Genomic DNA, 20,321 nt, shown 5'->3' with positions numbered 1-20,321 from the left:
ACGCCTCACAACGTCGTGGCCCAGGAACGCGTGACTTCCTGCGCCAGTGGAAAGTTATCGGTCACCAGAATCAGACGGTTAGCATGATCGCTGTATTGCGTCAGGATATTCACTCCGTGGGCGGCCAGCGCGTGGGCTATCGCCCCCAGCTCGCCGGGCTGTTCCTGTTTTAAGCGGCGAATAAGCGGCAGGTAAACGCCCGTTACCGGGATCCCTGCCTGCTCCAGCACCGCTCTGGCCCGCTCCCCCTCGGCCACCAGAAAATGGGCATGGCATTGCTTGCCGACGGTGAAAACCCCTCCCCCTTCAAGTCCCACGCCATGTTTCCCCAGCGTGTGACCTAACCGCGCCAGCTGGCCGGGACTATCTGGCAGGATCACATGAATATCATACATCGCCGCGCTCCTCCCGCACTTCTGAGCCCCAGGCGCGAATGACCTGCACAATGCGAATCTGGTAAGAGGCAAAAAGGGTCGCTTTCCCCTCCTGCTGGGCCGCCTGATGACAGAGATTGTTTTTCCAGGCCCGCACCGCCTGTTCATCACGCCACCAGGACAGGGACAGGATCTTGCCCGGCGTGGTCAGGCTTTGAAAACGTTCAATGCTAATAAAGCCGTCAAGCGTAGCGAGCAACGGCTTCAGCTCCGCCGCCAGCGCCAGGTAACGGGCCTGTTTTGCCGGGGTGACATCGGCTTCAAAGAGTACCGCAATCATCGTGTCGTCCTTCCTCAATCCACAGTGACGCCACTTTATCGTATCCCCACAGGCCGATACTTCGCTGCTAAACGAAGTATGCCCACCCCTGGAAAGCGGGAAAAAGGCCGCCCGTACATTCATTCAGGCAATCCCTTTGCGTAATTTTTCAAAAAAAGCACATAGCGATAACAATATTTTTCCATTCATAACACCCGTTAAGAACAGAGCAACACGTTGTTTTTTAATTAAAAAATAAAAATACCTTCAAGATTTGGTCATCTTACTGACATGAAAGTGTGATCTAAATCGCACTTTTTGCCACTCCGCTTATAATTAGCAGGCTTATTATAAGCTCATCGAAAGCACCACGCTTTCCACCTGAAAAGTTAAAAGGAAAAACACCATGAAAAACGTAAAATTACTTGCCGCCGCCGGTATGCTCTCTCTGGTTTCTTTCGCCAGCTTCGCTCAGCACCCGGTCAGCGTAACGGCTGATACCCTCGACAGCGCAGAAGCGAAAATTGCGACCATCGCTAAAGATCAAGGCGCGTCTTACCACATTACCGAAGCCTATACCGGTAACCAGGTTCATATGACCGCTGAGCTGTCGAAATAAGAGAATGGTTGCAGAGGGAGCTGCCGGACAGGCCGCCAGACGGCGGCTGGTTTCGCTCCCACCGCCCCCTAACCCCCTAGCAATGTCGGGCCCCTTTATGGGGCTTTTTTTGTTAAGGCGCGCTGTATCGACAGCACGCTCAGCAACACCACGATAAGCCCCACCAGCGCGACCCCTTCAATCTTCTGACCGAGAAAGATCCAGCCCAGAAGCACTGCCGTTACCGGACTCAGCAGGCTGAGCGCGGATACAGCGACCGATGGGAGACGGCTAATGCCGCGAAACCACAGCCCGTACGCAATCATCGCGCCAGCCACGCAAAGCCACAGATAGCCTGCCGCCTGAGTCAACGTCACCCCCTGCAGCGGCGGATCCACCAGCCATGCCACGGGAGCCAGCACCACGCCGCCAGTCAGCAATTGCCAGCCGGTCAGCGCCACCACCGGCAGCGAAATCGCCCAGCGACGAGACAGCCAGGTACCCAGCGCCATGCTGACCGCCCCTGAAAACGCCGCCATGATCCCCAGCGGATCCAGCACCGTATGCGGCGACAGCAGCAGCAGCGCCATGCCGATAATGCCGGTCACGGCCGAGAGCACCGCCACCCACGGCGAACGCTGCCTGTCGACACACCATGCCAGCATCATGACCAGCAGCGGCTGAATGGCCCCAATCACTGCCGCCAGCCCGCCGGGTAAACGGTAAGCGGCAATAAACAGCAGTGCCTGAAAAGCGCCAATATTGAGGATCCCGGTCACGATAAGCTTCCACCACTCATTGCGCAGAGGAAAACGGCGGCACCAGATAAGCAGCGCGATCCCTGCGGGCAGCACCCGCAGTAGCGCCGCAATAAAAGGTCTGTCCGGCGGCAAAAACTGGGAGGTGACAATGTAGGTCGTCCCCCAGATAGCCGGGGCCAGGGCAGTCAACAGCAAATCGATAACGGGCGAGCGTGAGAAAAAGGTCATGATTTTATCTTCATATCAAGGTAAATTAGTGGCCAAAGTATGTATCGATAAATATCTTGATATCAAGATAAGTGAGCACAATTGGACAAATCATCCCAGGCTGACGCCGTAGATCGGATTCTTGAACAGTGGCAACGGGAGCGCCCGGATCTCGATTGCAGCCCAATGGGCCCCATCGGGCGCCTGAAGCGCTGTACTCTCCTGCTGGAACCGCGCATCGAGTCCGCCTTTATTCGCCACGATCTGGTGCGCTGGGAGTTTGACATGCTGGCCACCCTTCGCCGGTCCGGCGCGCCGTTTATCCTCTCTCCGACCCAGCTTTTCTCTACGCTAATGATCACCTCTGGCACCATGACGCATCGGCTTAAGGCGCTGGAAAAACGCGGATTTATTACCCGCTTACCCGACCCTGACGATGCGCGAAGCCTGCTGGTCGCCCTGACTGAAAAGGGACGCGCGCGGATCGATGAGGCGGTGGAAAGCCACGTGGAAAACGAACGCCAGCTGCTGGCCGGACTCTCCGCAGAGCAGCGCCAGCAGCTGGATCAGGCGCTCAAGGTCTTTATGCGCCTGCTGGAAGGGTCCTAGCAACCGGCAGCAATATAATCGCCGTTGGCGCTCATCGGGACTACGGTCAGAAACAGCACGCAGGCAAAGAGCATCAGAAGGACGCCGCCGGCAATTTTTACCGCCGGCAGCAGCCATTTCAGGCGACCGTCATCCCAGGCCACCAGGCTGACCGCCCGCTCACGCGCATAGCGTACTGCCAGCGAGAGGCCGAGAATCGATAATGCTGTCCCCAGCGACATCGTCATGACCGCGGCAATTCCCCAACTGACGATGCCCAGCGCATTGGAAAACAGCAGGATCATTATCGCCCCACTGCAGGGTCTGGCGCCGATGGCCAGGACCACGCCGAGCCGGGTTTTCCAGTCAACATTCGCCAGCTCGCGGCCAACGCCATGGTGCCCGCAGCCGCAGTTTTCGCTATGTTCATGCAGCGGAGTCAGCGTCGCGATCGTCATTTTTCGCGGCCGCAGGCTTTTGAGCGTTTGATAAATCACAAATGCGCCAAACGCCCCCACCATCAGGGCGCTGATTTTCTCTACGTACCAGCGGCTGGTGCTGAGATCGCCGGATGCAAGATTCAGCCCGACGGCCAGAATAAACACAAACAGGATAGCGCTCACCCCCTGCATCAGGCTGCCAAGAAATGGCACCACCCGCGCCGCCAGCAGGCTCTCTTTGTTGGTGCTGAGGTAGGTGGTGACGATAAATTTACCGTGCCCGGGGCCAACGGCATGCAGCACCCCATAAAGGAATGCGCCACCCAGCAGCCACATTCCGCCGCTATACTGATGGTTATTAAGCTGCAAAAGATACATCACCAGGTAGCGATGGAGCGTCATTTGCGTCGCCAGACACCACTGTAAAAAAGCCCCCCAGTGTGCATACAGCGTCAGTCCGGCCCACAGCAGCGCCAACAGTGGTAACCCCAGCGACAGCAGACGCCAGTCACGGGTAAGCATGCGAGTTGTCATCATTTTTTACCATTAAGTGAATCTGAATTGTCGCCCGGCGGTGGCGACAAGCGGTGCCACCAGACAGCCACGAGAGCCGCTTTCATAAAGAAGAGTTCCCCTTCTTCTGGGTGGTCAACGTTTATGCAAAGTATACGCAGTTGATGGAAATCGAATGAAAAAAATCGACAGGTAGCCTGGGGCTTCGCTGTCCTGTGATTTCCCGACGGATGACCCACCCGTACCTTTCTGAGTCGTCTGCTGCCAGCCGATGAACGCATCGCTATTCTGGCGCCAATCTCCCTGATGACCCTGCGTTTATCGAGGGCGCGGTTGCCGCGCCCGCCCCTTAAGATTCAGCGCAACATCTCTCCCTTTAGCAGCAATGCCCGCCTGCCAGCGGGCAGATCAACGCGTCAGGTTTACGCTTTCCAGCGGAAAGGGACGATCCTGCACCACGGTTTTCATCACCAGCGTCGAGCGCAAATGCTGCACGCTGGGCATCGCCGAGAGTTTGTCGTCATACAGTTTTTGAAACGCCTGGAGATCCCGGGTGACCACGTGCATCAGGTAGTCCGGATCGCCAAACAGCCGTTGGGCCAGCACGATCTGGGGGATCTCTTCAACCGCCTCTTCAAACGCGCTCACCGCTTTTTTATCGCCTTCTTTTAAGGTCGCAAACACGATGGCCAGGAAATTAAAGCCCATTTTCAGGGGATCCAGGTTAACCCGATAGCCGGTGATAACCCCTTCCTGCTCCAAAGCCCGCAGCCGTCGATGACAGGGCGAGAGGCTCAAATTGACCCTTTCAGCCAGCTCGGTAATCGACAGACGACCATCGGATTGCAGCTCAGCAATAATTTTTCGATCTATGCTATCCATTTGGAAGATTTTCTCTTAAACAGGTTATTTTCAGCATAACATTGAAAGCTTATTTCCCGTAAATCCCGATATTCTTTTCCTCAACAGAATACGGATACAGACGGGGGATCGTTATGCGCAAGACCTTAAAACACGGTGGAGAGAACCGATCATGGAGATGAGTTTTATCGCCGGATTCTGGGTGGTCTCTTTCCTGCTGATCATCACGCCCGGCGCCGACTGGGCCTACACCATCAGCGCCGGCATACACGGACAACGGGTGCTCCCTGCGGTTGTCGGGCTGATGTCCGGGCATCTGCTGGCGGCCATGATCGTGATCGCCGGGATCGGCGTGGCCGTCACCAGTCACCCGCTGGTGTTGTCGCTGATCACTCTGCTGGGCGCGGCCTATCTGCTGTGGTTGGGGATCGCGATTTTGCGGCATCCCGCCACGCCTGACGCCGCACCGCAGCAGGCCGGAAGCTGGAACCGTTGGGCGCTAAAAGGGTTATGTATTAGCGGGCTGAATCCAAAAGTCTTTCTCTTATTCCTCGCCCTGCTGCCCCAATTTACCGATCCTGAAGGACGCTGGCCGCTGGCGCTGCAAATGTCGGCTCTGGGCAGTATTCACCTGCTGACCTGCACACTGATCTATTTTCTGGTTGGCTACGGGTCAAAAAGGCTATTAACCCACCGGCCAGCAGCGGCAAGAAGGGTCAGCATGATTTCCGGAGCAATGATGGTCGCGATAGCTATTTTACTCTTCTACAGCCAGCTGAAATAAAGCCGCAGACCCGGGATGAAAAAAATAGATTGACCTCAGTTTAAGTTATTTGTGCCCTCCCGACAGGAGGGCCATCGCCCCGGCTGAATATTTCGCAACGAGATTTTGCATCTATTTGCCGTGAAAAACACCGTTTCCCTCCGCTACCGGTGAAGGACTCCAGATAACTCCAGTAACCTCCATAAAATCGCAAAACAGCTGCTTAACAAACAACGGGATAGCTAGCCATCGCAAGCGAAAGGAGTCAAATCACTCCAGTAAATCCATAGCCTTCTCCATTTTCAGCGCGCCGTGCTGACCAAATCGCCCCCTGCTCCTTTAGCGAAATTAAGCCCTGCGGCGAGGGAGCGCTGAGGTCTGCGGGCTTATTATGACTATTCTCAAACATAATTTTGCAGTATGGTTTAGGCGCTGTTGTAGTGATGCGGTGAATGCTATCCAGGCGAGTATATCGTTCTTCGCATTCTGCGAAGTGCTTCGCAGAATATTCACCAGACCACAGCCGGAATTCACTTTAGTGAGGAATGGCCGCGGTTTAACGAGCATTTAATTATTAGCAGATCAGACACGAAAATCATTCAACCTGCGCCGCGGCGACAAGGGAGAACCCGGAGATGATTTATCCATCCCCCTCTGCTGAGAGATGCGCAAATCGCGATATCTCCAGGCACAGCGGTATGTATAAGGATGTTGATATCCGTAGGGCTGGCGTCGGAGCAAGGCCCTGCGCCTCAGTATCCCCGGCGTTCGCAACCAGGAGGAATGAAGAATGATCGGGACAGGCTACCCCCCAGGAACAGCATCATTGTTTAACAAAAGAATATTTAATTCATTGCGTTACATGAAGCCGTCCGTTCCAGCACGTGGAGATACTTCATGATTCAACTCACTACCTGCCTTCTGATGACCCGGTTCAGCTTGCTACGAGCTGAAGTGCGTGACATGTTTTAAAAGTACCTGGCGCGATGGCGAAATATAAGAGAAAAAATGTTCAACTGGACAACAATACTGACCTGACGACAACGAATAGTTCGTAATGTACGCCTGCAATTAAAAGGGAATATAATGAAGAATAATGCCGATATCAAAAAAAGGAACTTCCTTACTCAGAATGAGATTGAGTCGCTTCTTAAAGCAGCGAATACCGGGGCACATGCTGCCCGCAATTATTGTCTGACATTACTCTGTTTTATTCATGGATTCCGCGCCAGCGAAATTTGTCGCCTGCAAATATCCGATATTGATTTACGCTCTAAGTGTATTTATATCCATCGACTTAAAAAAGGTTTTTCCACTACCCATCCTTTACTGAATAAAGAGATTCAGGCACTAAAAAACTGGCTGGATATTCGAAAAACCTATCCACATGCCGACAGTGAATGGCTGTTTTTATCGCGTAAAGGCAATCCTCTTTCCCGCCAACAGTTTTACCAGATTATATCCTCCTCCGGAGGCGCCGCTGGATTAACCATTGAAATTCATCCCCACATGCTTCGCCATTCATGCGGATTTGCGCTGGCGAATATGGGCATCGATACCCGCCTTATTCAGGACTACCTCGGCCACCGAAATATCCGCCATACCGTCTGGTATACGGCGAGCAATGCCGGGCGCTTTTACGGCATCTGGGACAATGCCAAACAGAAGCAACGTAACAGCATTTTGCAATGATGCTCCGGGCGTCAAAAGGAGTTGACGCCCGATACTGTCGATGGTGTGAAAATGAACAGCAGCCGAACACATTAATCAATATTAACCATACGCTAATTACGATTATTGTTCCCGCAAGTTCTTATTTCATTCATAATCCGCTTCCGCTTGATACCCTTGTAAATACTCAGGATTTAAGTTCGTTATTTATTGTCTGATAAAACCATTCAGCATTATATTTTCTGTCTAAACCCATCCCCTGATTAACTTTTTTCCTTGTGATTTGATGTACCTGGCGAGAAGCCTTGATGCTCCTGTTGTGATATGTCATAAAATCTATAAAAATAAGAATTGTCGTCTGGCTATATTTTAACTATGTGTAAATGTAATGTGACCATCTATTTTTACAGTTCCAACCTTATGGCAACGTGAAGAATGAACTGTATCTGTGCCTTTATATAATACGCCCGTCACACTGCGGATTATTTTTTAACCGTCCTGATAATTGCTTCAGGGCGCTGTCTTCGTGCAAATTAATTTCAGGAGCATTGTTGTGAATCGACGTCGTTTTCTTACCGCCAAAGAAGTTCAGGCCATGATGCAGGCGGCACGGCAGGGACCAACCGGAGAGCGGGATTATTGCCTTATCCTGCTGGCCTTTCGTCACGGGATGCGCATCAGCGAACTGTTGGATCTGCACTATCGCGATCTTGACCTCAATGAGGGCCGCATCAACGTCCGTCGGTTGAAGAATGGATTTTCGACCATCCACCCACTGCGATTCGACGAGCTGGAAGCGATTGCGCGCTGGACCCAGGTTCGCGCGGGCTGGAAGGCGGCACAAAAAACCAATGCGATTTTTATTTCACGCCGCGGCACCCAGCTTTCCCGCCAGCAGGCCTATCGGATCATCCGTAGCGCCGGAGAAGAGGCCGGAACCGCTACCCATACCCACCCGCATATGCTGCGCCATGCCTGCGGCTATGAACTGGCGGAAAGAGGCACAGATACACGTTTAATTCAGGATTATCTGGGTCATCGCAATATTCGGCATACAGTACGTTATACCGCCAGCAATGCCGCGCGTTTCGCGGGGTTATGGGAAAGAAATAACTTGCTTGAAGAAAATTCTCACGGTCAAAAGAAATGATTTATCTATTTAATAAATAAAGATAAATTTAAAAACGAACAAGTCAATTGGGGCCAAACTGTTTATATCATAAAAATGTTTTGCAAACTTTTGCAACCGGCAAGTACATATATTCTCACAAATTAATTTCATCTGATTGATTACAATCACATTTTACCTTTAAGAAACTTTACTTATCTCTCCATCCTTTCCGCTTACCCGCCACCTCATCCGCGCTGGCCTCGCCCGACAACTGACACTCTTCAAAACAAAAACTCAGACAATGAAACTAATAAACAAAAACAAAATAGATTAATAAACCAAAAACAGTCTATAAAAACATAAAAATTAGATATTTATCTCAATGAGTCAAAATGGCCCCAATTGACTCATCAGTTGGGCGAAAACTGCGCAGAGCCGGCAGTCGAACCATTCGGCTGATACATGGAATGCCTGGAAGGCACGACGACTGCCAATTTCGGTTCGTAATATCGACATTGTTTAAAGGAAAACAGCATGAAAATCAAAACACTGGCTATCGTTGTTCTGTCAGCCCTGTCTCTGAGTTCCGCGGCGGCCCTGGCTGACACCACCACGGTTAATGGCGGCACAGTGCATTTCAAAGGGGAAGTGGTCAACGCGGCCTGTGCCGTTGATGCTGGCTCTATCGATCAGACCGTTCAACTGGGCCAGGTTCGTTCAGCCAAACTCGCTACTGCAGGCAGCACCAGCTCTGCGGTCGGTTTTAACATCCAGCTGGATGATTGCGATACTACCGTTGCAACCAAAGCTTCCGTTGCGTTCTCCGGTACTGCCGTAAACAGCACCAACAGCACCGTTCTGGCGCTGCAGAACTCTGCTGCCGGTAGCGCGACCAACGTCGGCGTACAAATCCTCGACAGCACCGGTACTCCGCTGGCGCTGGACGGCGCCACCTTCGGTGCGGCGACTACCCTGAACGACGGCACCAACGTTATTCCTTTCCAGGCTCGCTACTTCGCGACTGGCGCGGCAACCGCAGGTATTGCTAACGCCGACGCAACCTTCAAAGTGCAGTACGAATAATTCACTCATTACGCAAGGACGCAGCCCGGGCCAGGATGGCCCGTTATCAACAACAGGACTGGGGTGATAACGATGCAAGGAATGAAATCTGGCCTGCTGTTTTTTTTACTGTCGCCGCTCGCGCTGGCCGGAAACCACTGGAATGTGACGTTACCCGGCGGAAACATGCGCTTTCAGGGCGTCATTATTGCCGAATCCTGCCGCGTTGAAGCAGGAGACCAGCAGTTGACGGTCAACATGGGGCAGATCAGCAGCAATCGGTTTCATTCGCCAGGGGAAGATACTGACCCTGTTCCTTTCGATATCCATCTCCAGGATTGCAGCACCGCCGTCAGTCAACGGGTTGGCGTCGCCTTTCATGGCGTTGCCGATGGCAAAAATCCGGACGTGCTCTCGGTTGGCGAAGGCCCCGGCATCGCAACCGGTATCGGCGTCGCGCTGTTCGACAAAGAAGATCGCCTGATTCCGCTCAACAGCCCACCGGGCGCCTGGTCACGACTGTATACCGGCCCCACCACGCTCCATTTTGTCGCCAGATATCGGGCGACCGGACATCAGGTTACCGGCGGAGCCGCAAATGCTCAGGCCTGGTTCTCTCTGACCTATCAGTAATTAACCAGCAGGCATACCGGATGCAGGACATAACGGTGAGTATAAAAGGGGAAAACGTGAGAAAAACACTGGGGATGACACGCTGCTTACTGGCGGGCTTATTGATGACAGCGACCGCCGGTTTCGCTGCGCGTACCGAAGCGGGCGTGGCGCTGGGAGCCACCCGGGTTATTTATCCCGCCGGACAAAAACAGGTTCAGTTGGCGGTGACCAACAATGACGACAACAGCACCTATCTGATTCAGTCGTGGGTCGAAAACGCCGACGGACAAAAAGACGGGCGCTTTGTGATCACCCCACCGCTGTTCGCTATGCAGGGTAAAAAAGAGAATACGCTGCGCATAATCGATGCGACCAACGACACGCTGCCGCAGGACCGGGAAAGTTTGTTCTGGATGAACGTGAAAGCCATCCCCTCCATGGATAAATCAAAGCTTAGCGATAACACGCTGCAGCTGGCGATTATCAGCCGCATCAAGCTCTATTACCGCCCGGGGAAACTCGCGCTGTCGCCGGATCAGGCGGCGGAGAAGCTGACGTTTCGCCGCAGCGCCAACACGCTGACGCTGAAGAATCCCACCCCCTACTACCTGACGGTGACCGAACTCAATGCCGGCACTCGGGTGCTGGAAAATGCGCTGGTCCCGCCGATGGGGGAAGCCTCGGTAAAAATCCCGTCCGACGCCGGACGAGACATCACCTACCGGACGATTAACGACTACGGCGCACTGACCCCACGGATGAAGGGCGTACTGCAATAACCACGGGGAAATCGCGTTCTCCCCAGAAATATAAAAAGAACTGACAGCCGGGCGACTTCGGACCGGAGGGACTATGTCACATCTGAAATATGGATCGGACCGCCAGGGCGCCCGGCATGCGCGGCGCCGCGCGTCGGGATCGGCTCGCGTATTTGCCCGGTTCCCTTTTGCCCTTTTGCTGGCCATGCAGGCCTTTTCCGCGCAGGCGGAACTGTACTTTAACCCACGCTTTCTCGCCGATGATCCTGCCGCAGTGGCGGATCTGTCGGGTTTCGAAAAGGGTCAGGAGGTGCCGCCTGGCACCTACCGGGTCGATATCTATCTGAATAACGGCTTTATGACCACCCGCGATGTGACCTTCAGGAGCGGAGAGAACCACCACGGCCTGACCCCCTGCCTGACCCGCGGCCAGCTGGCCAGCATGGGCGTCAACACCGCCGCCGTGTCCGGCATCAATGCCCTCGCGGCCGATGCCTGCGTGCCGATGTCGGAGATGATCAAAGAGTCGACCAGTCGTTTCGACATCGGCCAGCAGCGCCTGTATTTGACCGTGCCGCAGGCTTTTATGGGCAATCGCGCGCGCGGATATATCCCGCCCGAACTGTGGGATGACGGCATCACCGCCGGGCTGCTGAACTACAACTTTACCGGCAACAATGTCCATAACGACATCGGCGGCAGCAGCAACTATGCGTATTTGAATCTGCAAAGCGGCCTCAACCTCGGTGCCTGGCGCCTGCGCGATAACACCACCTGGAGCTACAGCAGCGGCGGCAGTTCATCGAACAACGAGAATAAATGGCAGCACGTCAATAGCTGGATCGAGCGGGACATCGTTCCCCTGCGCTCGCGCCTGACGCTGGGCGACAGCTATACCAACGGCGACGTGTTCGATGGTATCAACTTCCGCGGCGCCCAGCTGGCCTCTGACGACAATATGCTGCCGGACAGCCAGAAGGGGTTTGCCCCGGTGATCCACGGTATCGCCCGCGGCACGGCGCAGGTCTCGATCAAACAAAACGGCTATGAGATCTATCAGAGTACGGTGCCGCCGGGACCGTTTACGATCGACGATCTCTATGCCGCCGGGAACGGCGGCGATCTGCAGGTTACGGTAAAAGAAGCCGATGGCACCCGCCAGGTGTTCACCGTCCCCTGGTCCACCGTGCCGGTCCTGCAACGTGAAGGCCATACGCGTTTTGCCCTGACGGCCGGGGAATACCGCAGCGGCAACGATCGGCAGGAGAAGCCCACCTTCTTCCAGGGCACGCTGCTGCACGGCTTACCGGCAGGCTGGACGCTGTATGGCGGTACCCAGCTGGCAGACCGCTACCGGGCATTTAACCTCGGGCTGGGGAAAAATATGGGCGAATTCGGCGCCGTATCGCTGGACATCACCCAGGCCAACGCCACGCTCCCCGATGACAGCGATCGCCAGGGGCAGTCGCTGCGCTTCCTCTATAACAAATCACTCAATGAGGTGGGCACCAACATTCAGCTGGTCGGCTATCGCTACTCCACGCGCGGCTATTTCAGCTTCGCCGATACCACCTACAGCCAGATGAGCGGCTACGACGTGGTGACCCAGGATGGCGTGATTCAGGTGAAGCCGAAGTTTACTGACTACTACAACCTCGCCTACAGCAAACGCGGCAAGGTGCAGGTCAGCGTGACTCAGCAGATCGGGCGTACCTCCACGCTCTATTTAAGCGGCAGCCATCAGAGCTACTGGGGCAGCGGCAAAGCCGATGAACAGCTGCAGGCGGGGCTGAACGCCGCCGTCGACGATATCAACTGGACCCTGAGTTACAGCGTGACCAAAAACGCCTGGCAGGAAGGACGCGATCAGATGCTGGCGGTCAACGTCAATATTCCGTTCAGCCACTGGATGCGCTCCGACAGCCAGTCCGCGTGGCGACACGCCAGCGCCAGCTACAGTATGTCGCACGATCTTGATGGCCGGATGACCAACCTCGCCGGGCTGTACGGCACGCTACTGGAGGACAACAACCTGAGCTACAGCGTGCAGACCGGCTATGCCGGCGGCGGCAACGGCGGGAGCGGCGGCACCGGATACGCGGCGCTGAACTATCGTGGCGGCTACGGTAACGCCAACGTCGGCTACAGCCGCAGCGATGGTCTGAAACAGCTGTACTACGGCGTGAGCGGCGGCGTGCTTGCCCACGGCAACGGCATCACCCTGAGCCAGCCGTTGAACGACACGGTGGTGCTGATTAAAGCCCCGGGGGCCGACAACGTGAAAGTGGAAAACCAGACCGGGGTACGTACCGACTGGCGCGGCTATGCGGTGTTGCCATACGCCACCGAATATCGTGAGAACCGCGTGGCGCTGGACACCAACACGCTGGCTGACAACGTCGACCTGGATGATGCGGTGGTCAGCGTGGTGCCCACGCACGGCGCCATCGTGCGTGCGGATTTTAAAGCACACGTCGGGATGAAGCTGCTGCTGACGCTGACCCGTCATGGCAAGCCGGTCCCGTTTGGCGCCATGGTGACCTCAGCCAGTAACCAGAGCAGCAGCATCGTGGCCGATAACGGGCAGGTTTACCTGAGCGGTATGCCGCTGGCCGGCAAAGTACAGGTGAAATGGGGTGAAGGCCCCGATGCCAGCTGCGTGGCCGAATATCAGCTGCCGCAAGAGAGCCAGCAGCAGGCGCTGAGCCAGCTGTCTGCCGTCTGTCGCTAAGGAAGAAATGATGATGACCAAATCGCTGTATCTGCTGGGGGCCGTGCTGTCGCTGACCATCGCCAACGCGTTCGCCGCCGACAGTACCCTCACCATCAGCGGATATGTCCGGGATAACGCCTGCGCGGTGGCGGGCGAGTCGAAAGACTTTACCGTCGACCTGATGGATAACGCCGCTAAACAGTTCAACACCATTGGCGCGACAACGCCCGTGGTGCCGTTTCGCATCGTGCTGTCGCCCTGCGGCGGTTCGGTGACGGCGGTCAAGGTGGGCTTTACCGGCGTGGCGGATAACGACAATACCAGCCTGCTGAAGCTGGACAGCGGCGCATCGGCTGCGGCGGGCATGGGGGTGCAGATTCTCAATGGTCAGCAGACGATGCTGCCGCTGAACGCCCCCGCAACGGCAATCGCCTGGACGACTCTGACGCCCGGGCAGACCAATACCCTGAACTTTTATGCGCGGTTGATGGCCACCCGGGTGCCGGTGACCGCCGGGCACGTCAACGCGACAGCGACATTCACGCTGGAATTTCAGTAACCGGAGGTTGAGATGAAATGGATCCCCCGAGAATGGCTTCTGGCGGGCGCGCTGGCTCTGGCCTGCTCTCCCCTGCAGGCGGCCGATATCAGGATCACCGTTAACGGCAAAGTGGTCGCCAGACCCTGCACGGTTTCCACGAAAAACGCCACCGTCGATCTCGGCGACCTGTATACCTTCAGTCTGATCCCGGCGGGCGCCGCTTCGGCCTGGCACGGCGTGGCGCTCGATCTGAGCAACTGCCCCGTCGGTACCTCGCGCGTCACCGCCAGCTTTAGCGGTACGGCGGACGCCACCGGGTATTACAAAAACCAGGGGACCGCCGGCAATATCCAGCTGGAGCTGCAGGATGACGGCGGAACCACGCTGAACAATGGCGCCACTAAATCGGTGCAGGTGGATGACTCGACGCAGTCCGCCCGCTTCCCGCTGAAGGTCAGAGCATTGACGGTCAACGGCGGCGCCACTCAGGGAACCATTCAGGCGGTGATTAGCGTCACCTACACCTACGCCTGAATCAGGAGAGTAAGTTGATGAAAAAAATGATAACCCTGTTGACCACGCTGCTACTGTTGGGCTGGTCGGTGAATGCCTGGTCCTTTGCCTGCAAAACGGCCACCGGGGCGACGATCCCCATCGGCGGCGGCAGCGCGAACGTTTACGTCAACCTGACGCCAGCGGTGAACGTCGGGCAGAACCTGGTGGTCGATCTCTCCACGCAAATCTTCTGCCATAACGACTATCCGCAAACCATTACCGACTACGTGACCCTGCAGCGAGGCTCCGCCTATGGCGGGGTGCTGTCGAGTTTTTCCGGTACCGTAAAGTATAACGGCACCTCCTACCCCTTCCCTACCACCACGGAAACCTCGCGGGTTATCTACAATTCAACCGCCGATAAACCCTGGCCAACCGTGCTCTATCTGACGCCGATCAGTACCGCCGGCGGGATAGCGATCGCCTCCGGCTCCCTGATCGCCGTGCTGATTCTCCACCAGACCAACAACTATAACGGCGACTCCTATCAGTTTGTCTGGAACATTTACGCCAACAATGATGTGGTGGTGCCGACCGGCGGCTGCGATGTTTCCGCCCGCGATGTCACGGTGACGCTGCCGGATTATCCTGGCTCCATGGCTGTTCCGGTCACGGTCCACTGCGCGCAAAACCAGAATCTCGGCTACTACCTTTCCGGCGCTACCGCCGATACCGCCAGTTCGGTCTTCCGCAATACCGCGTCGACGTCGGCGGCGCAGGGGATTGGCGTGCAGATGACGCGTAACGGCAGCATCGTCCCCGCCAACAGCACGGTGTCGCTGGGTACGGTCGGCACTTCGCCGGTCAATCTGGGGTTAACCGCCACCTATGCGCGAACCACGGGTCAGGTGACGGCGGGGAACGTGCAGTCCATTATCGGGGTGACATTTGTCTACCAGTAATGGCGATGCGACGCAGGCCTCCCCGCCGGTAGACTATATCCTCTCGCCGTGTGCGATGGCTGGCGAGGGGTTGTCTGCAATGATGGACGACGGCGGCGGCCTGCCGCCGCCCAGGCGCCTGTTCCCTCAGCTTCACGAGGCGCTGTTAATCCCCGACATCGTGACCGTCAGGCGTATCGTGGTCTTTCTCCCCGACGATCCGTTCTGGCTGCTGCTTACCCTGCGGCAGGCGGCACTGCTGCTGAAACACAGCGCCGTTCCGCTGCCGATGCTGATCCTCAGCCGTAGCCCGGCCAACTGGCTGTGGCAAACGCTGTTACACCAGGTCGGCAGACCGCGCCATCTGGCCTGGGTACGGGCCGTCGCCTCTGATTTACCCTGCCGACAGCTGGCGGCGCTGCTCAGGCCCGACGGCGGGCAAAGCTATCCCCTGCTGGCGCAGCTGGCGTCTCAGGAGAGGGTCATCTGCGCTAAGCCAGCCGCCGGCGTGAGCAAACCGGAACTGAGTACCGCGCTGGACTGGCTGCGGGGATTCAGCATCAATGATCAGGCGCAACGTCGGGGGCTTAGTCACAAAACCCTCTACACCCAGAGAAGCTCAGGACTGAAAAAGATGGTTGAACATCATCCCCATCTGGCCAGCCGTTTCCCCGGCAGCCACACCAAAGGGCAGAAAACGAGCGCGGTCGCCGCGCTCTCCGCTTTTGAACGTGAATTCATCCATGCCATTCACTGTCGGCAAATTTTCCCGGTGTTTCAGCCCATCACCGATGGTCGCCTGATGTTGCAGGGCATCGAGGTGCTGTCGCGCTGGCGACGCAATAGCAATGTGCTGTTGCCCGGCGAGTTTTTGCCGCAGATACGCTCGGAGTATGCCTGGCTGCTGCTCACGGCGTTCGTCCTGCAGGAGGCCGTGCAGAACATCAATCAATACCCGGGCGACTATTATTTCGCGATTAACATCCCGCCGATCATCGCCACCAACGCCAACATTATCCGGATGATGGAGGCGGCGCGTCAGCAGTTACAGGAACCGCAGCAGGGCGAGAGGCTGGTACTGGAATTTGCCGAAACTGTCGATCTTAACCTGCACAGTAAAACGGGCGACACGATCACCCACTTACAGCAGCAGGGCTTTCGCATCATGCTCGACGACTGCTTTTCACGCAGCAGCGTCCTGTTTCCGGTCCGCACCGTGCGCTTTAATGAGTACAAGCTGGATATCAGTATCGTGAACGATCTGCAGCGGGATCCGCACGCGCTGGCGCTGATCAAGAGCCTGATCTATTACTGCCAGCTCTCCGGCAGTCGCTGCATTGCTGAGGGGGTCGATAGCCTGGAAAAATTCAATATGCTGAAGGCGTTGGGAATCGATCGTTTCCAGGGCTATATCATCTCACCGCCGGTCACTGGCGATAACCTGGAGGATCTTATTCAGCGCTTTTCACCAGGACGCCACCCTACCAGTATTGCCGGATAAGTCGCCCTCGAGTTCCACTTCCGCCCGGCATGAAAAAACCGACCATCCGGGTCGGGATTCTCATTTAAGCCTCAGTCCCGATACCGATTGAAACCGCCATTGCGGATTGATGGCAGAACCCCTGGCACCCGGTTCGCCGTCGCAGCGGGACTAACGGGAGTAGTCCGCCAGTTATCGATGAGCAGCAGCGGGTGTAAGCACACCTGTTTTAGTTCCACGCACTTTTTGAGATTTCCGCTTTTTCAGCCATCAGCCGGTACTCTTCCGGCGTCAGATTATTCAGGGATTCATGAGGTCGCTCACTGTTATATTCACCCAGCCAGCGTTCTGTGATTTCCCGCGCTTCATTCAGTGTTCTGAACAGGTAAAAATCCAGGATTTCTGTCCGGCTTGCGGCGTCGCCAGTGGTGCCGGGTTATGCACTGGCAGCCGCTGTTTTCCCTTACGACGAAAATGTTGCGATCGCTCCAGTTTTTGCCGCCGGGGAGGATAACAGCGACAGCAAAACGCCGGATTGCCCCAGCGGGCAGGTGTATGACAGTACGACAAAGCAGTGCGTAACCCCGCTTCCCAACTGAAGCAAAACGCGCTCACCTTGCAGGCGGCGCTTTCATAGCAAAAGAGGCGCGCCAGTTAATGCACGTTTAGACGTGCCTGGTGCAGGCGGGCCTGAATCGCAATATTGATTGTCACGTTGTCATCAACCAACACCGCGAAACTGGCCATGTTGAATGCTGAGCGTGAAATCGTTGTTGATGCATCCAGGGAAATGTTCTCCGCCCCGCCAGGTCCGGCGGTTTTCCCGTTCAGTGAGGCATCCAGAATGACCGGGCGCGCGACATTCTTAACCGCCAGGGTGCCCAGAATCCGATAATGGCCCTGCCCCAGAGCCACCACCCGACTACTGGTGAACGTAATGTTCGGATAGCGTTCAGCGTCAAAAAAGAGAGCGCTTTTCATCTGATAGGTTAACAGCCGGTTAGAGGCATTCAGCGTCGCCACCGGAATGGCAACATGGATATTGTCGTCTCTATCGTTTCCGGCATTGAGTGAGATATCACCCGTTACATTTCTCAGAGTGGCCTCAGACATATCGCCAAATGCATGCCAGGAGAGGGTAATGGTGGTTTCCTGCGTGTTGATAAGGTAGTCAACCGGGCTGGCATATAACGAAAAGGAGCTGAGCAGAAATTCCAGGGCGATGACAGGCACGATACGCGTCATGTTGATAATCCTTGGGGATGTTTAACGTGTAAACGTGTCAACCCTCTTTTTTATTCGATCATCCCTTGTACTTAGCCTGAAGTGCTGCGCGCGCGGGAAGTTCGATTTCACCTACTACGATTGCAGTGCTTCGTGGGTTGGGCCCTGGAAGTAGATGTGACTTATTATGGCAACTACGCGGTTGAGCCAGCACAAAACGCATCCTCTCCCAGACCGACCGCCCGTTCATCAGACGCTCCCCCATTCTCGATTGACTCCTGATAATGGTATCTAATCCCGTCAGTTCGAAATCCGCTGGGTAGAGCCCGGTAACCCGTACATTTTCTTCCGGGAGCTGCTGTGACAACTTAGTTACAAACCCGCGAATCTTATGTTTACTGGCGAAAAAAGCGGGATGAGTAATGGAATCCGTAAAATTCGGCATACCGCATGTAGAGATGATTGCGACGATATCCGCACTCTCTGAACGCCGTAGCCCGGGCAGCAACGCCTGCATCAGCAGAATCGAACCTATCAGGACTGAACTGACGGTAGTGATAATTTTTGCTTTAGGATACCCGTCAGATGTGCCTGACAACCGCTGCGCAGCATTGAGGATTAAAATGTCGATGAGCTTGTCTGAAGCTGACAGCCGGGCAGAAAAGTGAGAAAGAGATTCAGGCCGGGCTAAATCACAGGGATACCCTTTGGCGATGCCACCTTCCACAGTGATGATGCCGCAGGTTTTTTGAATATCCTCAGCCCACCGTGCGCAAAAAGCCACCTCAACGCCCTCACGAGCCAGCCACACGCACAGCCTATGCCCGTCTCGCTCCGCAAATAACACGCCTGCGACCAGGGGCATAGACTTAAACCAGTTTACGCTAAGCGCCGGGTGGCAAAGCGCACGCCTTGCCACTGCCCGAAGACACAAGATGCCGCACCTTGTCAGGTGGTAAAAATAATGAAAGTCCCTGACGGACTTCACACCAGACCGCCACGATGATGCCGGGCGGAATATTGGCTTTAAATGGGATAAGACTATGGGTTCACAGGTATCCGCAGCGGAAGATTCACTGCTGCGGCACAGGTCGTTCGTCACCTTTTGGCTGGCGCGCACCTGTTCATCATTTGGTTTTCAGATGTTTTCGGTTGCCGTTAGCTGGCAAATTTACGCCATCACCCATAGCGCGATGGCGCTCGGGATGATCGGTCTGATGCAATTCTTACCCTCGGTCCTGCTGGCTCTCCCTGCGGGACACCTTGCGGATCAGTTCGATCGGCGGCGGATCGTGCTGCTTGGGCAGTTTATTGAATGGGTCGCATTACTCGGGCTGGTCGCCCTGACGCTACTGCATTGGGCGGACAAAATTGAAATCTGGGGGCTGGTCTTTTTAATCTCGGTGGCAAAAGCGCTGGAGTGGCCGGCGATCACTTCGATGCTGCCGACGCTGGTGCCGCCGCCGATCCTTGCGCGCGCGATGGCGGCCAGTTCCGTCGGAGGACAGGCGGCGGTGATTATCGGCCCCACCCTTGGCGGTCTGCTGTACGTGGCGGGTCCGGAGGTGGTGTATGGCGTATCCGCGCTGTTCTACCTGCTCTCTCTTGTGCTGGTGAGCCAACTGCGCTACGAGCGGCCGCCGCAAACCCGCCTGCCGATGAACCTCAAGAACCTGTTTGCCGGGGTACATTTTATCCGCGAGCGAAAAGATGTGCTGGGCGTGATTTCGCTCGATCTGTTTGCCGTCCTTCTTGGCGGCGCGACGGCGCTGTTACCGATCTTCGCTCAGGATATTCTCCATACCGGCCCCTGGGGACTGGGGATGCTGCGCGGTGCGCCATCGGTCGGTGCGCTGCTGGTGGGCGTCTGGCTCAGTCGCCACAAGCTGGAGAAGAACGTGGGTCTGATCATGTTCGCCTCGGTGGCCGGCTTTGGCCTGGCGACGCTGGTGTTTGCGCTTTCTGCCCGGCTGTGGCTTTCCCTGCTGGCACTGGCCGCGCTGGGCGGGTTTGATATGGTGAGCATGGTGATTCGCGGCGCGCTGGTGCAGCTGGATACGCCAGACGATATGCGCGGTCGCGTGAATGCGGTGAACGCCATCTTCATTAATACCTCAAACCAACTGGGGGAATTTGAATCCGGCCTGCTGGCGGCGTGGATCGGCGCCGTACCGGCCGCGGCGCTTGGCGGGATTGGCACGCTGGTGGTGGTCGCGATATGGATGACCATTTTCCCGCATCTGCGCAAAAGGCAGAAGCTGGAAAATGAAGGCGCGAGCTGATTGC

The 20,321-nt window shown here is 55.9% G+C and carries 20 protein-coding genes and 2 pseudogenes; 14 read left to right on the top strand and 8 right to left on the bottom strand.

Annotated features, from left to right (window positions below; all coding sequences use genetic code 11):
- Nucleotides 1-5: 5 nt before the first annotated feature.
- Nucleotides 6-395: an amino acid-binding protein gene (locus Electrica_RS04095; protein ID WP_100684367.1), complete on the bottom strand. Its 390-nt coding sequence runs from the start codon at nt 393-395 to the stop codon at nt 6-8.
- A complete protein-coding gene (locus Electrica_RS04090) occupies nt 388-714 on the bottom strand; it encodes an antibiotic biosynthesis monooxygenase family protein (RefSeq protein WP_100684366.1) in 327 nt (108 codons plus the stop codon). Before Electrica_RS04090 ends, Electrica_RS04095 begins: the two co-directional genes overlap by 8 nt.
- 385 nt (nt 715-1,099) lie before the next feature.
- Between Electrica_RS04090 and Electrica_RS04085 the strand changes: the two genes are divergently transcribed.
- On the top strand, nt 1,100-1,312 hold the full coding sequence (locus Electrica_RS04085; protein WP_015585822.1) for a YdgH/BhsA/McbA-like domain containing protein: 213 nt from the start codon (nt 1,100-1,102) through the stop codon (nt 1,310-1,312).
- 95 nt (nt 1,313-1,407) lie between these two features.
- Here Electrica_RS04085 and Electrica_RS04080 read toward each other — a convergent pair whose 3' ends face one another.
- Entirely contained in the window at nt 1,408-2,280 is an 873-nt protein-coding gene (locus Electrica_RS04080) for an EamA family transporter (protein WP_100684365.1), read from the bottom strand.
- An 81-nt stretch (nt 2,281-2,361) separates the two neighbouring features.
- Here Electrica_RS04080 and Electrica_RS04075 point away from each other — a divergent pair, with 81 nt between their 5' ends.
- Nucleotides 2,362-2,868, top strand: coding sequence for a MarR family winged helix-turn-helix transcriptional regulator (locus tag Electrica_RS04075; protein WP_141963552.1), 507 nt, complete (start codon nt 2,362-2,364; stop codon nt 2,866-2,868).
- Here the strand turns inward: Electrica_RS04075 and Electrica_RS04070 are convergent.
- Both Electrica_RS04070 and Electrica_RS04060 read right to left on the bottom strand, forming a co-directional pair.
- Nucleotides 2,865-3,821, bottom strand: a complete 957-nt coding sequence (locus Electrica_RS04070; protein WP_142255836.1) for a nickel/cobalt transporter — start codon at nt 3,819-3,821, stop codon at nt 2,865-2,867. The genes Electrica_RS04075 and Electrica_RS04070 overlap by 4 nt on opposite strands.
- Before the next feature lie 387 nt (nt 3,822-4,208).
- Nucleotides 4,209-4,682 carry an Lrp/AsnC family transcriptional regulator gene (locus Electrica_RS04060; RefSeq protein WP_141963550.1) on the bottom strand — a complete coding sequence of 158 codons (474 nt, stop codon included), beginning with the start codon at nt 4,680-4,682 and terminating at the stop codon, nt 4,209-4,211.
- A gap of 151 nt (nt 4,683-4,833) precedes the next feature.
- Here Electrica_RS04060 and Electrica_RS04055 point away from each other — a divergent pair, with 151 nt between their 5' ends.
- The 11 genes from Electrica_RS04055 to Electrica_RS04005 all read left to right on the top strand — a co-directional run bounded on the left by Electrica_RS04055 (nt 4,834) and on the right by Electrica_RS04005 (nt 16,832).
- Nucleotides 4,834-5,445 (top strand): LysE family translocator, encoded by a 612-nt coding sequence (locus Electrica_RS04055; RefSeq protein ID WP_141963548.1) that lies wholly within the window; start codon nt 4,834-4,836, stop codon nt 5,443-5,445.
- Nucleotides 5,446-6,510: 1,065 nt separating this feature from the next.
- Nucleotides 6,511-7,116: a tyrosine-type DNA invertase gene (locus tag Electrica_RS04050; RefSeq protein ID WP_100684360.1), complete on the top strand. Its 606-nt coding sequence runs from the start codon at nt 6,511-6,513 to the stop codon at nt 7,114-7,116.
- Between the two features lie 532 nt (nt 7,117-7,648).
- A complete protein-coding gene (gene fimE / locus Electrica_RS04045) occupies nt 7,649-8,245 on the top strand; it encodes a type 1 fimbria switch DNA invertase FimE (RefSeq protein ID WP_131048633.1) in 597 nt (198 codons plus the stop codon).
- 495 nt (nt 8,246-8,740) lie between these two features.
- On the top strand, nt 8,741-9,289 hold the full coding sequence (fimA, locus tag Electrica_RS04040) for a type 1 fimbrial major subunit FimA (protein WP_131048632.1): 549 nt from the start codon (nt 8,741-8,743) through the stop codon (nt 9,287-9,289).
- Between the two features lie 72 nt (nt 9,290-9,361).
- Nucleotides 9,362-9,901, top strand: coding sequence for a type 1 fimbrial minor subunit FimI (gene fimI, locus Electrica_RS04035; protein WP_100684357.1), 540 nt, complete (start codon nt 9,362-9,364; stop codon nt 9,899-9,901).
- Nucleotides 9,902-9,936: 35 nt separating this feature from the next.
- Nucleotides 9,937-10,662: a fimbria/pilus periplasmic chaperone gene (locus Electrica_RS04030; protein WP_141963546.1), complete on the top strand. Its 726-nt coding sequence runs from the start codon at nt 9,937-9,939 to the stop codon at nt 10,660-10,662.
- A gap of 73 nt (nt 10,663-10,735) precedes the next feature.
- Nucleotides 10,736-13,372 carry a fimbrial biogenesis usher protein gene (locus Electrica_RS04025; RefSeq protein ID WP_141963544.1) on the top strand — a complete coding sequence of 879 codons (2,637 nt, stop codon included), beginning with the start codon at nt 10,736-10,738 and terminating at the stop codon, nt 13,370-13,372.
- Between the two features lie 10 nt (nt 13,373-13,382).
- Nucleotides 13,383-13,913, top strand: a complete 531-nt coding sequence (gene fimF, locus Electrica_RS04020; RefSeq protein ID WP_131048628.1) for a type 1 fimbrial adaptor subunit FimF — start codon at nt 13,383-13,385, stop codon at nt 13,911-13,913.
- A gap of 12 nt (nt 13,914-13,925) precedes the next feature.
- Nucleotides 13,926-14,429 (top strand): type 1 fimbrial minor subunit FimG, encoded by a 504-nt coding sequence (fimG, locus tag Electrica_RS04015; protein ID WP_100684354.1) that lies wholly within the window; start codon nt 13,926-13,928, stop codon nt 14,427-14,429.
- Between the two features lie 17 nt (nt 14,430-14,446).
- Complete coding sequence (locus Electrica_RS04010) at nt 14,447-15,352, top strand: fimbrial protein (protein WP_131048627.1); 906 nt, start codon at nt 14,447-14,449, stop codon at nt 15,350-15,352.
- Entirely contained in the window at nt 15,339-16,832 is a 1,494-nt protein-coding gene (locus Electrica_RS04005; RefSeq protein WP_167686217.1) for an EAL domain-containing protein, read from the top strand. The genes Electrica_RS04010 and Electrica_RS04005 overlap by 14 nt, the downstream gene beginning before the upstream one ends.
- A gap of 208 nt (nt 16,833-17,040) precedes the next feature.
- On the opposite strand, the pseudogene Electrica_RS04000 reads toward Electrica_RS04005, so the two are convergent.
- The 3 genes and pseudogenes from Electrica_RS04000 to Electrica_RS03990 form a co-directional block, all read right to left on the bottom strand.
- Nucleotides 17,041-17,220: pseudogene (locus tag Electrica_RS04000) on the bottom strand (integrase core domain-containing protein); the annotation flags it as partial.
- A 245-nt stretch (nt 17,221-17,465) separates the two neighbouring features.
- Entirely contained in the window at nt 17,466-18,056 is a 591-nt protein-coding gene (locus tag Electrica_RS03995) for a YceI family protein (protein WP_141963542.1), read from the bottom strand.
- Nucleotides 18,057-18,170: 114 nt separating this feature from the next.
- Nucleotides 18,171-18,900 (bottom strand): annotated as a pseudogene (locus tag Electrica_RS03990) (SDR family oxidoreductase).
- Nucleotides 18,901-19,078: 178 nt separating this feature from the next.
- On the opposite strand from Electrica_RS03990, the gene Electrica_RS03985 reads away from it, so the two are divergent.
- On the top strand, nt 19,079-20,317 hold the full coding sequence (locus Electrica_RS03985; protein ID WP_131048625.1) for an MFS transporter: 1,239 nt from the start codon (nt 19,079-19,081) through the stop codon (nt 20,315-20,317).
- Nucleotides 20,318-20,321: the final 4 nt, after the last annotated feature.

The sequence above is a fragment of the Klebsiella electrica genome, from assembly GCF_006711645.1.
GTDB classification, from domain to species: domain Bacteria; phylum Pseudomonadota; class Gammaproteobacteria; order Enterobacterales; family Enterobacteriaceae; genus Klebsiella; species Klebsiella electrica.
Note: the sequence above shows the minus strand (reverse complement) of the source record. Positions and strands in the feature narration are given on the sequence as shown.